Consider the following 15039-nt stretch of genomic DNA (forward strand, 5'->3'; position numbering starts at 1 on the left):
CCGTTTCACGAGGAAATGCTCTCTTCTGCAGGAATGATCGGATTTCATGACGCCCAAGACGCCACGGCCCACCCGCAGCGGGTGCTCAGCTCGCGCCCTCACCCTCGGGCCGGGCCTCTCCCGGCGGCAGGCCCCCTTCGTTGATCACGGAGGCCAGGTAGCCCGCCCCGAAACCGTTGTCTATGTTGACCACCGCCACGCCCGGAGCACACGAATTGAGCATGCCGAGCAACGCCCCCACACCTCCGAAACTGGCCCCATACCCCACGCTGGTCGGCACCGCGATCACCGGGCGCCGAACCAGGCCCGCGACCACGCTGGGAAGCGCCCCTTCCATGCCGGCAACCACCACGTACACGGAACCCTTCTGCAACTCGTCCCAGATGCCCAGAAGCCTGTGCAGGCCGGCCACACCCACATCGCAATATCGTTCGACGCTCTGCCCCATCATCTCGGCCGTGATCGCAGCCTCCTCGGCCACCGGAACATCCGACGAGCCGGCGCAGATCACCTGGACGATCCCCCGGCATCGGGGAATCACGCGCTCCTGCTCGTACGACAAGACTCTCGCCACCGGGTGGTAAACCGGCCCATCGATGTTCTCGAGAATGTGCCCGGCTTTCACGGCGTCCACCCGGGTGACCAGGACGTTGCTGCCGAACTCCTTCATCGCCCGAATGATCGAAAGGATCTGTTCGGCGCTCTTGCCCTCGCCGTACACCACTTCGGGAAATCCGCGGCGCAGTTTTCTGTGATGGTCTATCCTGGCAAACGAGAGGTCTTCGAAAGGAAGCTTCCTGAGGTAGGTCAAAACGTCCGAGAGTTCTCTCCGGCCTTCCTTGTAGTCTTTGAGTATCTGTTCCAGTCTCTGCATGTTCAACGAACGCCGAAAAACCTTTCCGGGAATGCCGCCAGGATCAACTCCACCTGCCTGGAAACCACTCCCCCCATCTTCTCCAACGCATTCCGCGCTCTTCCGCCGTATTCCTCGAGCTCCGGGAGCCGCCGGACCCAGAATCTCCAAAGGCTCGCCAATTCGTCGCTGTCGCTTACGGGGAAGCTGCACTTGGATTCAAGCAGGATTCTATGTTCATACCTCACTTTTTTCAAGTGAGGACCATAAAAAACCGCCTTTCCCCACGCCGCGGGTTCGAGAATGTTGTGTCCGCCGACGGGCTCCAGGGTTCCCCCACAGAAGATGAGATCCCCGATGGAGTAGAGCTCGAACAGAACGCCGATACGGTCGACCAGGACAACGGGAAAAACTCTCCTGCGCCCCGTCCCCTCGATGTCCGACAATCGGTGAAAGGCAATCCCGTGGCTCTCCAGCCACTGCACCATTTCGGGGATCCGCTCCAGGTGCCGCGGGACGAAGATGCCGATCGCTTCGGGGCACAACTCCCGCAATTTCCCGAACGCCTCCGGCACCTGCCGGCACTCCGCCCCCCGCAGGCTGCCCCCGATGACGACAGGCGCCTGCCGCGGGATATCGAGTTGCCTGCGCCAGCGCACGGGCACCTCCGGATCGGCTTTGGACAAGAGCCCGTCGTATTTCGAACTGCCGAGCACCAGGGCGCGTTCGGGTGAGGCTCCGAGACTCAGGACATTCTGCAGGTCTTCCTCCGAATGCATTGCCAACCACTCGAATTGTCTGAAAATCGGCTGGAAAACAGATCGCAGTCGGGCGTACCTGCGCGCCGAACGGTCTGCCAGGCGCCCGTTCAGAAGCACCGAGCGAACCCCGTTCATTCTCAGGAAGCGAAAAAGATTGGGCCAGAATTCACTTTCGAATCCCACGTACAAATCGGGTTTCAAGTGGAGGAAAGCTTTCCGCAGGACCGTCGGGAAGTCCAGTGGAAACGGGATGACGGGAACCGATTCGGGGAGCCGCGCGCGCGCGTGACGCAGCCCCTGGGGAGTTCCCACCGTGAGGACGGCGACGGCGCCCGGCAACCGCTCGAGGAAAGCCTGCACGGTGGGCACGGCTCCCGTCACCTCACCCACCGAGGAGGCATGAAACCACACCCTCGGGCTCCCGCCCGGGAGGATGTCCGCGGAATAGTTCCCGAGCCTGCCGGAAAGGAAATCGGGGGCATCGCGCAACTTGCACCGGAGATAGGGGAGTATGCCGACAGCGGCACCATGGAGGCCGATATTGTATAGATAGTCCTGCAATTCCAAAGGAACTTCCCCTCTCTCACCGATCGGCCGGGCGGAGAACTTCGGGCTCCCCGTCATGGAAAAACGTAGTACTCGTTTGTCCGGCCGCCGGATCCGCTCAGAACCTTTAGAATTATATTCGTGAATCCGCAACAGAATATTTTGGCACCGGGCTTTTTTGACTCCCCGGATTTTTTCTGTTTCACCCTCGCGGGTCCGGGTGATAATAGTCGGGCATGAGAAACGTCGGACACCCTTGAACGACGGGCGGCAAAGTCGATATCCACCGCGACCGCGAGAAAGGACTTCGGTACATGGCGGCAATCTCGAGAGTCATCGATCTTTTTACAAGCGATCAGGAATACATCGGCAAGACCGTCCGCGCTCAGGGATGGGTGCGGACCAAACGCGATTCCAAGGCGGGCGTGTCCTTCATCGAGCTCAACGACGGCTCCTGTCTTCGCAATCTGCAGGTGGTCGCCGACCAGGGACACCCGGAGTATCGACAATTGCTCGAAAGCATCACCACAGGATGCGCCGTCATGGTCGAAGGCTCCATCGCTTACTCTCCGGGAAAGGGCCAGACGATCGAACTGAAAGCGGACCGCATCACGCTTTACGGCACGGCGGACCCGGCCGTCTATCCCCTGCAGAAGAAGCGGCATTCCTTCGAATTCCTCCGGCAGATAGGGCACCTGCGGCCCCGCACCAACACCATCGGAGCCGTGAGCCGAGTCCGCAACCGCCTCAGTTACGCCATCCACCAGTTCTTTCAGGACCGCGGCTTCTATTACATCCACACGCCGATCATCACTGCCAGTGATTGCGAAGGCGCGGGCGAAATGTTTCGGGTCACCACGCTGGACGCGCAAAACGCGCCGGCGAAAGTCCCGGAAGAGGTCTACCGGGCGGATTTTTTCGGCAAACCGGCCTTTCTGACGGTGAGCGGCCAACTGCAGGCCGAGATCTACGCTCTCGCTCTGGGCCGCGTCTACACGTTCGGCCCGACGTTTCGCGCCGAGAATTCGAACACCAGCCGACACCTCGCGGAATTCTGGATGGTGGAACCCGAGATGGCCTTTTGCGACCTGGAAGGAGACCTGGAAATCGCCCAGGCGCTCATCAGGCACCTCATCGGCGTCGCCCTGCAGGACTGCGCCGAAGACCTGGATTTCTTCACCCGCTTCATCGAGCCGACTCTGCGCGGCACACTGGAGACCGTGGCGTTCAGTCCTTTCGAAACCGTGACCTATACCGAAGCCGTGCGGATTCTCAAAGAATCGGGCGAAAACTTCGAATTCCCCGTGGAATGGGGAAACGATCTGCAGGCCGAGCACGAACGCTACCTGACCGAGAAGGTTTTCCGAAAGCCGGCGGCGGTGATCCATTTCCCCCGCGCGCTGAAACCGTTTTACATGAGGGTCAACGATGATGGAAACACCGTGGCCGCCATGGACATACTGGTTCCCGGAACGGGGGAAATCATCGGAGGTTCCCAGCGCGAGGAACGTCCGGACATTCTCGTCGAGCAGATGCGCCTGAAGTCCGTTGCGCCGGAAGACTACAAATGGTACCTGGATCTGCGGGAGTTCGGTTCCGTGCCCCACGCGGGATTCGGCATGGGGCTCGAGCGCCTTGTGCAGTTCGTTACCGGATTGCCGAACATCCGGGAAGTCATTCCGTTTCCCAGGACGCCCGGCCATGCGGAATTCTGACACGACGGGCGAAGGACTCCGCCCGAGGGCGGAGTCTTTTCCGGCAACGCAGACCGGTCCCCGGCCGTATGGTTTTTTTGGACTTCATCATCTCGATGCTGCCTGTTAGTATATATGGTTTCAGGGGCAAGACCCGGGCCGGAAGGCTCCGGCGGCCTCGACCCGACGGGGCTGGGCGATGGCGTTGACTGCGGGAGCGGTCGTTTCCCCTTCCCGGGAACGGCTCGCGGCGGATCAACGGATGAAGTCCGAACGGGATGGTGAGAATGAGACTTCCTGAACTGGAAACCAAGTGCTGGATGTGCTGGGGCTCCGGCAAGATCGCATCCGAAGACCACGGCGGCGGCATGGAGTGTCCGGAGTGCGGCGGCGTCGGTTGGCTCCCCACGGCGGATGGGCGACGGCTGCTCGATTTCGTCCAGCGGCACCTCGGCATTGTCGAAGAAGGTGAAGACAACGAAACGCTCTGAACTCGGTCGGACCCCGGGCAACGTCCCGGCATGCCGTCCCCGTCGATCCTTTATTGCGACGGAACGGCGCGATTCCGAGCAGAGACGGGAAAGGACGGGGTTACTCTTTTGAACAAGAAAAGCGTCTTGGCGACATGCGGTTTCGCCGCCCTCGGGCTGGCGCTCGTGGCGGTCTACATGCTCACCCTGGCTGCGCCTTCGGAACCCGTGGATTTTCGGGGCGTCAGATGGGGCTCCGGCATCGGCGACGCTTCCGGGCTCACGCCGCTGGCCGAAGACGGAAACCTGAAGTCTTACGAAAAGAAGAATGAAGTATTGAAGCTGGAAGACGTGAACCTCGACAAGGTCATCTACGCCTTCTACAAAGACAGGTTCTACCAGGGCATCGCCTATTTCCGATCCGAGGCCGACCTCCCGAAGCTCAAACAGATCCTGACACGGTTGTACGGAGACCCGGTCCAGCTCGAACAGTCGACCAACAAGTTCTTCTGGAACGGCGAGAACGTGTCTCTCCTGCTCAGCTATGACGCGCAGTCCGGCACCGGCCGGGTCGCCTACCTCTACAAACCCATTCAGCTGGAGCTCGAGATAAAGAAATGATCGCCCCGAACTCATGGGCGGCACGCGCGACGCGTTCCGGATCGTTCATTCCTCGGCCGGTTCCGGGTGATGCACCGCCTTGAGGCGAGCCAATTCCGCGTAGGCGCTGTCGAGCATTTCCTGGGGCCGTTTCATGCCGTCATCCAGAGTGGCTGTTCCGATCATCGCCTGAATCAGGATGGCGGTATTCCGGTGTTTGAAGGGGGCTTTGCGGATCGTCCGGGCCAGGTAGGGAATCACCTCCCGCGCCTCCTCCTCCTCCACGCCGGGCAGTACCAGCACGAACTCGTCGCTCCCGTATCGACCCAGAAAACTCTCCTTCTCGGGCAGTATTCCGCTCAGCAGGCCGGCCACGTGTTTCAACACCTCCGTGCCGCTGTCGAAATCCTCCAGCTCATGGACGAAGTTGAAGTCGATGATGAGCAGCGACAGGGGCTGTCCCGTCCGGCGGGAGCGGCGGAATTCCCTTTCCAGGACCGTGTGGATCTGAAAGAAGTTCAGGAGCCCGGTCACCGGATCTTCTATGCCGAAATCCTTTACCTTTTCATAGGTCAGGCAGTTGTCCATGGCGAGCGCGATCTTGATCCCCAGCTGTTCGAGAAGATCGGTGCCGTCCCTGGGACGGTAACGATCCGCATCCATGCTGCCCAGGAACAGCCCCCCGAACAGGATTTCGTGGATGCTGAGCGGGATCATGACACCCGATCGAACGGGCGAAGCGGATTCCGGCAGGTATTCCAGAAGCTCCTCGATGTTCTCCTCGGAAAGCAGGAACGGTTTCGGCGAGACGTTCCACAGGGCCATGCCGATTTCGACGGGCAGCGACACGATCCAGGTCCCCGCGCTGACGGGTTCCCTGGTTTCGGAGAGGTCGGGAAAAAACCGCTCCAGGATATCCGAGTGACACAGGAAGAGAATCACCTGGTCGGTCTGGAAACGCTCCTTGAGCTCTCCGAGAAGCTCCTCGACGAGCACGTCGAGCTCGCGTGTCCGGAACAGGATGCGTTCGATTTCAGCGAAGTGGCGCCAGATGCGTTCATTGGTGGCGGCGGTGGCCACGACTTCTTCGAGTTGTGCGCGGAGCGCCTCGTTTTCCTCACTGAGGCCGGCCAGCAGCGCTTCACGGTCATTATCAACGGGGAGGACGTTTTCCGGCGCGGCGGCCGGATCGGTTGGTTCCATCATGTACCCTCGGAGTAGCAAGGAAAAGGAGCATCAGACCACGATATCGGCAGGCGCCTCGATCAACTGGTAAGCCAGACTCACAGCCTCGGCCGGCGATTGCGCCGACCGGACACCCGGGATTTCGAACTCCGGATGAAGCGCAACCACTTTCTTCCCCATCTTCAGCGCCATGGCGATCTCCGACAGGGTGCCGTAGCCGCCGCCGACCGCGATCAGCACGTGCGCGGTTTGGACGATGATGGCGTTACGCGCCTGCCCCATGTTGCTCGCAATGGGAAAATCGATGAAATGATTCGCGTCTTCGACATGCGACCCGGGCAGTATCCCCACGGTGAAGCCGCCTTCCTCCTTCGCTCCCAGGGCGGCGGCAGTCATCACGCCGCCCAGACCGCCACACACCAGAACGCCTCCGCGCCTGGCGACCTCGCGGCCCACGGCCACAGCCATGTCGTCGAGACCCGGATCGGACTCACCCGTTCCGATTACTCCGATGTAAGGCCCTCGCATCGCTCAGCCTTCCCATCCCCATTTGCCGACCAGGTCGACAAAGCGCACTCCGCCCAAATTCGTGTGTTTCATTCCTTCGGGACCGGATTCAACCAGGACCAGCTCCTGGGCCAGGCGGTCTCCGACCGGCACCACCAGCCGTCCCCCTTCGGCAAGCTGATCCAGCAAAGGCTGAGGAATCTTGGGCGTACCCGCCGTCACCAGGATTGCGTCGAAAGGCGCCTCGTCCGGCCACCCCAGAGTGCCGTCAGCCACCCTCACGATGATATTCTTATATCCGAGCTTCTGTAAAGTCTGATTGGCGCGATAAGCCAGGTTGGGATTGCGCTCGATACTGAACACACGCTCCGCCAGCTCGGCGAGAACGGCCGCCTGGTAGCCCGAACCGGTGCCGATTTCAAGTATCTTCTCGTGTCCCTGGAGCTCGAGGGACTGGGTCATCAATGCCACGATGTAAGGCTGGGAGATGGTCTGCTTGTCCCCGATGGGCAGGGGATGATCGCTGTGGGCCTGCTCCTTGAGGGCTTCATCCACGAACAAGTGACGCGGGACTTTCCGCATGGCTTCGAGGACCCTTCGATCGTGAATCCCGCGGGAAACGAGCTGCGTTTCCACCATGCGATCGCGTGCCTTTTGAAAGTTGATCATCGAAAATCGACCTTCTCCCGTTCCTGCCTGGTCATTTTTTCACCGTGCGGTCGTCCCGGAAAACCCATCTACGTTTTCCATAGAACCGGAGATAAAGCAAGAATATAATGGCTGAGCCACTCTTCTCCACTCCGGGGCGAGCGCGCCCGCAAACCGACCCTCCGGGAACGTGCCTGTCCTCCCCGGACGATGGCGGGGTTGCAGTGATCATCCGCTTCGGCCCCTGCTCACGGCCCGTCGGTTTTCAACACGGCTGTTTGTGTGCTCACGCGTACGTTATTATTATATTCGCACGCACGCCTTTTGTGGAGACTTTTTAGTCCGGAGCGCCGGGCCCCCCGGGACGGGGATTCGCGAACCGCAAGTCCCTCCCCGGCGGCGTAAAGCCCCTTCGAGCCAAGGCAGTCTCGAACTTTTGCCGTCCCTTCGCTCATCGCCTCATCGCCTTGGGGGACGCTCATTCAGACGACACGAAAGGAAGACGACATGCCCTCCTACGCGAATGCCCGAAAAGACGTCGGGAAGATCAATTTGTTCAGGGTCGGCGGGATCCGGATATCCATCGACTTCTCGTGGTTCGTCATTTTCGTGCTGATTCTGTGGAGTCTGTCCGTGGGGTATTTTCCGCGGGAGTTTCCGGCCCAGAACGCCTACAGCTACTGGGGAGCCGGGATCGTGGCCACGCTCCTGTTCTTCCTGTCGGTGATCTTTCATGAGCTGGCCCACTCCCTGATCGCGATTCGTTCCGGGCTGCAGATTCCCGAGATCACCCTCTTTATTTTCGGCGGGATCTCGAAATTGTCGGAAGACGCCAAGGACGCCGCCGCAGCGCCACACGGAGCCGCGAAGCGGCGAGGGAGTGTGGAGGATACGTCCCCCACGCTTTAAGAGCATTATTTTGAACGCAATTATCCATGCCCCCTGCGACACCCGCGAAGCATGAAAACAGTTTCGCCCGTGAATCTATTTTCTAGGTAAATCCGTATCAGCAGCTTCGTGCCGGCGGTTGTCTTCATGTTCCACGAAAAAGCCGCCCGCTCCATGCAGATCCCGATGACGGCCGTCATATTCGGCTATCTCACCGAGTCCCCAGCTCACCTTTTCTCAAGATTCTGAATGGGGCGTCAAAAGAAGGCAAGTTCCGGGCAGGGATGTAGCCCAGAAGATGGTCTCTTAGTGCTGGTTTGGTCTGGTAACCTTCTTCTTAGTCTCTTCATTTTGGTTTCATCGGCTGCACTCTCCTGTCCCAATCACTCGGACGCGAAACGATAACGGCATCGATAATGCCCGGTAGCTTCCTCAAACCCTGCCGCAAATAATCGTGCTCCTGCGATCTTGCACTGTCATCCCAGATGAAAGGAATAATCCCCGCGCATTCATTGCCCATAGCATTGTAAAGACTTGCGTCCGCGGAAATTTCGTCGATGACTTTTTGCATCTTGTCCCCAGTGCGTATGAATTTCGTTTCCACAATAAACTTCATTGAAGGAATGTAGAGATCCGCGCGAGGAGACTTCTGGCCGATTTTTGTAAGATACTGTTCATCGTCTAAATCTGGAAAAATCGGAGCCAACAAAGCGCACAGCAGGTTCTGAACGTGATATTCGTGATCGATATGCCATTGCCGAAGCGGAGCTCTTGCTGTTCGGGGTCTAATTTCCCAAGTCCATTTTCTGAGGCCAGCAGGCACACGCTCCAGCAGGTGTACCAACTCCGTCCCAGAAATTCGTCCTGGAACCACGGCGGGCGCGGATCGTACTACACACTCCAAAGCAGCAAGTCTGACGGCTGCCCGCTCGCAGGGAATCTCTTTTGCACCCTCAAGAATAACCAGCTTTAAAACCTTTTGATCCTGCTCGTACGTCGCTTGGCTATCTTCAGCAATAAGAAGTCCTCTCGCTCCGAGGGCAACACGAACGTCTTCCGCATGTTCATCCTGGGGTGTGGATAAACCTATCCTGCTTCCAAGAAGGCCATTAGCTGCATGAAAAAACCAACGCTGCCAGTTCTCCGTGCCATCAAGGTGGTAGATAATCCTTAAAAAGCTAGAAAGCCACTCAGCGATCTTAACTTCCACAAAGGTGTCAGCAAGTGATCTGGCCCCGAGAGCAACGCCCAGGATTCCAACTGCATCCGAGCAGAATGACATGGGAACTTCGTCAACAAAAGGCTGACGGCCAGCTAGTCTATCCAATCCCTGCTTCAACCTTGGTAATGCGTCAATCCCAAGAAGTCCTGCTGCTGTCGCAAAACCGAGTGTGGCGACTGTTTGGAAATCTTGCTGTGCCCCATTTCGCTGCATAGCCTCAGCCACAATCGTCATAGTTTCCGGAGCATCAGATGGCCTCCTCAATATCCAGTAGCTAAACGAGATTGCCAAATCCGATTGTGGACGAAATGTCAGCCAACGTTGAAGTGCTGCTCGTGCATCTGCCAGCAAAAAATCTGTCGTAGAGTTCACAGGAACCATCGCGTTTTGCCAATTCTTCCCAGCATGACATCCGGGTCCCATTTTTCAAACAGCGATAAATGCCCGAGTGTCCTGGCGATCAAATCAGAGTACTGGATTGTCACCGGGACAGATGCAGGCAAAAAGGTGCGCCATGAGTGACAAGAGAATGCAAACACTTGCCGGGATAAGTACGTCATGTCTGTAAATGACGAATCTCTGTGAAGTTCAAGCAGAAGTGGGCTCGGCACCCCGTCCTCAGGTCGCTTTACTTCCGATGGTCCCGTCAGGCATAAAAGCACAGCACGTTTGGACAGTTGCAGAGTTGAAGCACGCTTCGGTGCGAAAACGCCCTTTGTCCGCTTGGTTTCAAAGTCTACTACGCCGCTCTGACTTTTATCAAAAAGCAAGTACGGATGCTGTTCACTGAGCTGAAGAAAGGCGTATTCAACTTCGTAGTTCCCCAATTCACTCATCAGCAACTTGACGGAATTTACTTCATCTTGTCTAAATCGCTTGAAGGAAGCATGAAAAACAAGGCGGACGTGATCCTTTGGCTGCCAATTCATATCTTGCTGAACCTTGGAGACCGCCTTCCTAAGGGCTTCAAGAAAAGCCTTTTGGTAGCAGTCAATTGTGACGGCTCTTGAGACATTCGTAAGATGGTAGTTGCCATCGCCGCTAAAAACCGTCGTAATTCCAACATATCTTTCACTGTCACCAAGCCGACCATCAGCAATGTTGGCACTCCCCAAACCAATAATAAGCTCATGAGCGATGGTTGGGTTCGCTTTCAGAAGCCAGGGAATTCCGTTCATTTTTGCATATGTGGCCAGCGCCATGTTATTTAGAGAATATTGGAGTTCGCGGTCGTTTTTCTGCGCCGTTTCGATTTCGAATTCCTGGACCGGAATTTGATGAGCCAAAAAACTCCCTTTCGTAATAAAGTAAGGATTTTGACTTACTGGTAGCTGGTGGAAACTCTCCTCAATCTGTACGAGAGCGAGGTCCCACTTCATTCCCGCCCCATGTTGCTCCAGAGCTTGCCTACACGCTTCCTTGTAAGATCGGGGTTGGCGATCTTCTGCCAGAAAAAATTCGTAGGTAACATCCTGAAGCGCATACTTCCGCAACAAGCCTTTCTCGAAGTAGTTCCTTTTCTGTCGGCCCCGATAAGATGGTACTGCGGTTGGAAGGACAATTCCGTTGATGAATTTATGGAGGAATTGCTCGACTCGGCCTTTCTGTTCCCTTTGGCAGATAACACAAAGTTTTGGACGGTTTGGTGTGAACACTTTTGCAGTATAGGGGCCATGCTGATCCAGGCCCCCATCATTCCATGTGCTAGTTTTAGAGCCGGTTTGGTCAAAGATGTAGGTCGGCTTCGGCGCAAGTTCCAATGGAGGGAACTGCCTCTTTGAATCGTCACTGAGAAGCGGTGTGAACTTGAAGGAAATACCTGGTGCCAAGAAGTACTGCTTGGATGCGAAAAACTCGACGATGCTATTGATTCGACGCAGCTTCGTAGGACCAGAACGGAGATCTGCACGTGCCTTCTCAAGATCCGACCCGATTAGCTGGTCTTTACCCTGGAATGCATGAGCTAAGCAGGCTGAGAATGCCCTTTTTTCAAGCCAAACCTCATTAGCATCGACGGACTGTAAGTGGTCCTTAGAATCAACGAGAGCAAGCGTGTTCGCCTCAACAGCTTCGACTTTCCCCAGAAGCTCGGCCCGTGGAGCTATCCTCGGGTCCTGATACTTTGATACTCTTGTGGCAACGTAATGTCCTACAGGTGAGAATCCATTTTCGAGCAGTTCCCCGACGGTGCGATCCAAAATTCGTGTAGTTCTGACATCAATAACTGCTGCGATAAATGGTTCTTGTCTGAAAAAATAGATCGGGCGCACAGCCATCTCATAGAGCAACCGCACTCCGATCCAGTCGGGGCAGGTAACGCCAGGCGGAAGACTAGAGTGCAATATATCTTCCTGCGCAATAAAGCGTATAGCGTCGTAGTTAGTGACAATCCGGGGGAGGCCAACCAGATAATTGATGAGGGAATTACGGATGAGAGAAGCTGTAAGGCCGAGGTTCTCCTTGAGGCGTATTTTCTTCGGTTTCTCACCAAGCCTCTGAGCATCAGCAACGACGGGGACAGCAATGATCTGATCAGGGCCATCTCTGCGAAAGACATGCGTTGCTCTATATTGTTGGCGCAACTCTTTAAGCACCTGCTCACCGTCAGTGCCGTAGGGAAAAAAGCCTGGTTCGATTTCGGTATCCTCAAATTCGATGGGTGAGAAGTTTAGTAGCACGCTCAATACTGGGGTCCTTTCAAAAGAACGGATTTTGTAGCCAGACTACATGTACCAAGATCCTTTGTCAAGAAGTCTGAGGATTCAGCTATCCCCTTGGAACCTAACCTTGAAGACTCGCATGGTTTTCCTGTGCTTAAAGGACTAACCTCCAGCTCGGAATCTTCCGTTGCAGTACCAATCACTGCTTGCGAGAGCCTTGTACATCGCAGTTTGCCAAGAGTTAATGTGCATAGCTTCGAGACTGCGGGGTTGTTCCAAGAGATGGGTTTTTACTCCTTCGCGACCTGTTTCTTCATGAAGTCGATTGAGCGAGCCCCAAATGTTTACGAGTTCTACTGCTGCATGTGCAGCATAGAGATCGGCAAGCCTAACCCGAAAAATTCATAATAGTCCTTGAAAAAAGCAACGGACATCCTGTAACATATTGACTTAACAAGCGAAAACACGCCACAAAAGGATTGTCCATTGAAAACAGTCTGTCATAATCAACTCTCTTTTGCAAACCTTGATTCACGCTCCGTTGTGGCCGAATTTTCAGCCGGCCCCATGACCTCGGACGGGGGTTCATTGTTGCTGCGTGAAATCGACGTCGCCACAACTCTTTCCTCCTCCATGAGCCGGGCTCTTTGCGACCGTCGCGACCAGGCCAAAGTTCAGCATGGCCAGGAGGAACTGTTGCGCCAGCGCCTTTTCGCTATTACGATGGGCTACGAAGACGGCAACGACCATCAGTCTCTGCGCTTTGACCCGGGGCTCAAAACCGCCGTTGGCAGTTTACCCGAAACCGGCCCGGCACTGGCCTCCCAACCGACGATTTCACGTTTCTCACCATCCGAGATTCAACAGTTCCGGGCACAAAGGGCCGAATCCGTCCTGGAAGAGTTCCGAGTCTGGATGGAAAAGAGGGCAACCCGGACCCCACCCAAGGGGCTGCCGGGAAAGGCATTGAACTAAGCGCTTTCCCGTTGGGCCAAACTCATTTGCTACCTGGAAAACGGGCATATCACCCCGGACAATAATGCCGCGGAAAACGCCATCCGGCCCTTCGTTGTAGGACGGAAGAACTGGTTATTTGCAGGCAGTCCAAGTGGAGCCGATGCCGCCGCAACGCTTTATAGCCTCATTGAAACTGCCAGGGCCTGCGGCCTTGAACCGTACCAATACCTGCGGTTTTTGTTTGAAAAGCTCCCTTATGCTCAAACCCGGGAGGAGCACCTTGCCCTCCTGCCACAACGACTCACCCCGGATTGCCTGGCCGACTTCATGGCCTGCGCATAGACGACCCAAGGATCGCTTCTCCTGCATCTTTGATCTGCCTGCATGCATCCGTCAAATCATGCCATGCCACGGACTCGCCCGGAAGGTGGGGTTTCCCGGACGCATAATGTATTCATTTTTGCGTGATCGCGGACCGGGAGAATCGCTTGGTGTTCCACAGGATTGAGTGCCTATACCACGCGCGCGACCCCGGGCAGCTTTCTGAGGTAATGAGAGGCAAGATAAGAGAGCGGGATTCCCGCAATGGTTACCAGTAAGAATTTCTGGACGGCCCCCGCCGGCACGTTGCCGATTGCGTATTGGAGCGCCACTACGATCGGCACATGCACCAGGTATGCGCCATAGGCGTCGGCGCCGAGCACCTGCCACAATGGGGTAGTGTTGTTGAAAAATTCGCGAAAAAGCGTGCAGAGGCCCACGGTGAACCCTGTAGCGATGAAACATTCGGCGGTGACGAAGAAGATTCCCTTCGCCTCCGGCGGGAAGGGTATGAGGTCGAATCGGACCAATCCTCCGGCGACAACAGCCCCGATTCCGATACAGAGCCATCTCAGCCCCCTGGCCCTTGGAGTGGTCTGGAGCCAGCCTTTGCGCATGGCTACCGTGCCCAGTATGAACAGGCTCAGATACTGCGGGAGGTGGGCCGGTTCCGACTGGATAAAATCCAGCACAAACATCCACTTGTCGATTGGGTACCGGGTCCGGACCAGCAGTGAGACCAGCGTCAGTGCAACAGCATATCCGAGGATGGCGAGGTCTCCGGGCGCTTCCGCTTTGCCGCGATCCGGTTTCGGGTCCATCGGACGCCGCCACACGAAACGTAACACAGCGAAAAGAATAGAGTAAACCAGCAGGTGCTCCAAGAACCAGAGATGCCCGCAGTTGATGTCCGGCCAGAGCGGTCCTCTGAGGCCGGCCGGCTTCGGTCCCATGCCGAAATAGATCTGGGTCAGGTAGGCGGTAAAAGGCAAAGCGCCTCCCCGGAAATTTATGTAGGAGAGGTACATCAGCACCGGGTTGACCAATAGCACGAATATCAGCAGGGGGGCTCCGAAACGGATGGCCTTGTCTTTTACGAAGGCAGCCCCGCCTTTGCGTTCGTAGGAACCGGGAACGAAAACAGCGGAGATGAAGAAGAAAAGGCCCATGAAGAAGCTGGCATTCATCCAGAAGAACTGGCGCAGATATAGCCAGCGCTCGGCATTCTCGTAAAACCAGAAGCCGCCGGTTGAGCCGTAGGCCTGGCCTGCATGGTGTGCGATCACCAGAAAGGTCAACACCACCTTCAACCGGTCAAGCGACCAGAGACGGGTCTGCGAGACCGGCAAGGGAACAGGAATAACGCCCGACAAAGGCTTCACTCCCGATGAACTGGCGCCAATATCCAATGCATTGCTGTCCATAGTCTAATTCCCAGGCTGCACGCGATCATTACTGTCCGATGATAACTGATTGAAATTAAATCTCTATTGCCCCGATGTCGGAGAGGGCTGTTTACATGGCTCCGGATGGAACAACTCCCACAGGTTTCTGCGGCTGAACAGTACTATCTGAAGGTAGCCCTCGTGGTCCAGCAGAGTATGAAGTTCGATGCCGCCCTTGGTTTCTTGAAACCTGGCCCGGGGGAAAAGCGAAAGGCACAGGTTCACAACGCTTGAATCGAAAGAGTTAGGTTTGTATTTGAATCGAAACTTCTTTTTTGGAGC

13 protein-coding genes and 2 pseudogenes are annotated in these 15039 nt (G+C 56.4%); 7 read left to right on the top strand and 8 right to left on the bottom strand.

Going from position 1 to position 15039, the window contains the following annotated elements:
• Positions 1-85 precede the first annotated feature (85 nt).
• Both larB and SFUM_RS12780 read right to left on the bottom strand, forming a co-directional pair.
• Positions 86-880, bottom strand: coding sequence for a nickel pincer cofactor biosynthesis protein LarB (gene larB / locus SFUM_RS12775; RefSeq protein WP_435051178.1), 795 nt, complete (start codon positions 878-880; stop codon positions 86-88).
• Positions 877-2181: a 3-deoxy-D-manno-octulosonic acid transferase gene (locus tag SFUM_RS12780; protein ID WP_011699322.1), complete on the bottom strand. Its 1305-nt coding sequence runs from the start codon at positions 2179-2181 to the stop codon at positions 877-879. Before SFUM_RS12780 ends, larB begins: the two co-directional genes overlap by 4 nt.
• 293 nt (positions 2182-2474) lie before the next feature.
• Here SFUM_RS12780 and asnS point away from each other — a divergent pair, with 293 nt between their 5' ends.
• The 3 genes from asnS (at position 2475) to SFUM_RS12795 (ending at position 4945) form a co-directional block, all read left to right on the top strand.
• Positions 2475-3875: an asparagine--tRNA ligase gene (asnS, locus tag SFUM_RS12785; RefSeq protein ID WP_011699323.1), complete on the top strand. Its 1401-nt coding sequence runs from the start codon at positions 2475-2477 to the stop codon at positions 3873-3875.
• A 266-nt stretch (positions 3876-4141) separates the two neighbouring features.
• Positions 4142-4345: a hypothetical protein gene (locus SFUM_RS12790; protein WP_150109510.1), complete on the top strand. Its 204-nt coding sequence runs from the start codon at positions 4142-4144 to the stop codon at positions 4343-4345.
• A gap of 108 nt (positions 4346-4453) precedes the next feature.
• Entirely contained in the window at positions 4454-4945 is a 492-nt protein-coding gene (locus SFUM_RS12795) for a hypothetical protein (protein WP_041440479.1), read from the top strand.
• 45 nt (positions 4946-4990) lie between these two features.
• Here SFUM_RS12795 and SFUM_RS12800 read toward each other — a convergent pair whose 3' ends face one another.
• From SFUM_RS12800 to SFUM_RS12810, 3 genes are read right to left on the bottom strand one after another with little or no spacing between them, the layout of a single operon-like run.
• Positions 4991-6130, bottom strand: coding sequence for a sensor domain-containing diguanylate cyclase (locus SFUM_RS12800; RefSeq protein WP_011699326.1), 1140 nt, complete (start codon positions 6128-6130; stop codon positions 4991-4993).
• Positions 6131-6160: 30 nt separating this feature from the next.
• On the bottom strand, positions 6161-6637 hold the full coding sequence (locus SFUM_RS12805; protein WP_011699327.1) for a TIGR00725 family protein: 477 nt from the start codon (positions 6635-6637) through the stop codon (positions 6161-6163).
• Positions 6638-6640: 3 nt separating this feature from the next.
• On the bottom strand, positions 6641-7282 hold the full coding sequence (locus SFUM_RS12810; RefSeq protein WP_041442607.1) for a protein-L-isoaspartate(D-aspartate) O-methyltransferase: 642 nt from the start codon (positions 7280-7282) through the stop codon (positions 6641-6643).
• A gap of 489 nt (positions 7283-7771) precedes the next feature.
• Here SFUM_RS12810 and SFUM_RS12815 point away from each other — a divergent pair, with 489 nt between their 5' ends.
• Entirely contained in the window at positions 7772-8173 is a 402-nt protein-coding gene (locus tag SFUM_RS12815) for a zinc metalloprotease (RefSeq protein WP_011699329.1), read from the top strand.
• A gap of 325 nt (positions 8174-8498) precedes the next feature.
• Here the strand turns inward: SFUM_RS12815 and SFUM_RS21835 are convergent, their stop codons facing one another.
• Positions 8499-9608, bottom strand: a complete 1110-nt coding sequence (locus SFUM_RS21835; RefSeq protein ID WP_049766370.1) for a PD-(D/E)XK nuclease domain-containing protein — start codon at positions 9606-9608, stop codon at positions 8499-8501.
• Positions 9609-9742: 134 nt separating this feature from the next.
• Positions 9743-12052 carry an argonaute/piwi family protein gene (locus SFUM_RS12825; RefSeq protein ID WP_244148124.1) on the bottom strand — a complete coding sequence of 770 codons (2310 nt, stop codon included), beginning with the start codon at positions 12050-12052 and terminating at the stop codon, positions 9743-9745.
• A 426-nt stretch (positions 12053-12478) separates the two neighbouring features.
• Between SFUM_RS12825 and SFUM_RS12835 the strand changes: the two are divergent.
• The 3 genes and pseudogenes from SFUM_RS12835 to SFUM_RS24140 all read left to right on the top strand — a co-directional run.
• A pseudogene (locus tag SFUM_RS12835) lies at positions 12479-12880 on the top strand (transposase); the annotation flags it as partial.
• Between the two features lie 144 nt (positions 12881-13024).
• Positions 13025-13141: pseudogene (locus SFUM_RS24135) on the top strand (IS66 family transposase); the annotation flags it as partial.
• A gap of 36 nt (positions 13142-13177) precedes the next feature.
• Positions 13178-13333, top strand: a complete 156-nt coding sequence (locus SFUM_RS24140) for a transposase domain-containing protein (protein WP_353743168.1) — start codon at positions 13178-13180, stop codon at positions 13331-13333.
• Positions 13334-13503: 170 nt separating this feature from the next.
• Here SFUM_RS24140 and SFUM_RS12845 read toward each other — a convergent pair whose 3' ends face one another.
• Entirely contained in the window at positions 13504-14736 is a 1233-nt protein-coding gene (locus SFUM_RS12845) for an acyltransferase family protein (protein ID WP_011699333.1), read from the bottom strand.
• Between the last annotated feature and the right edge of the window lie 303 nt (positions 14737-15039).

Origin of the sequence: Syntrophobacter fumaroxidans MPOB, from assembly GCF_000014965.1 — a bacterium.
Classification (GTDB): Bacteria; Desulfobacterota; Syntrophobacteria; order Syntrophobacterales; family Syntrophobacteraceae; genus Syntrophobacter; species Syntrophobacter fumaroxidans.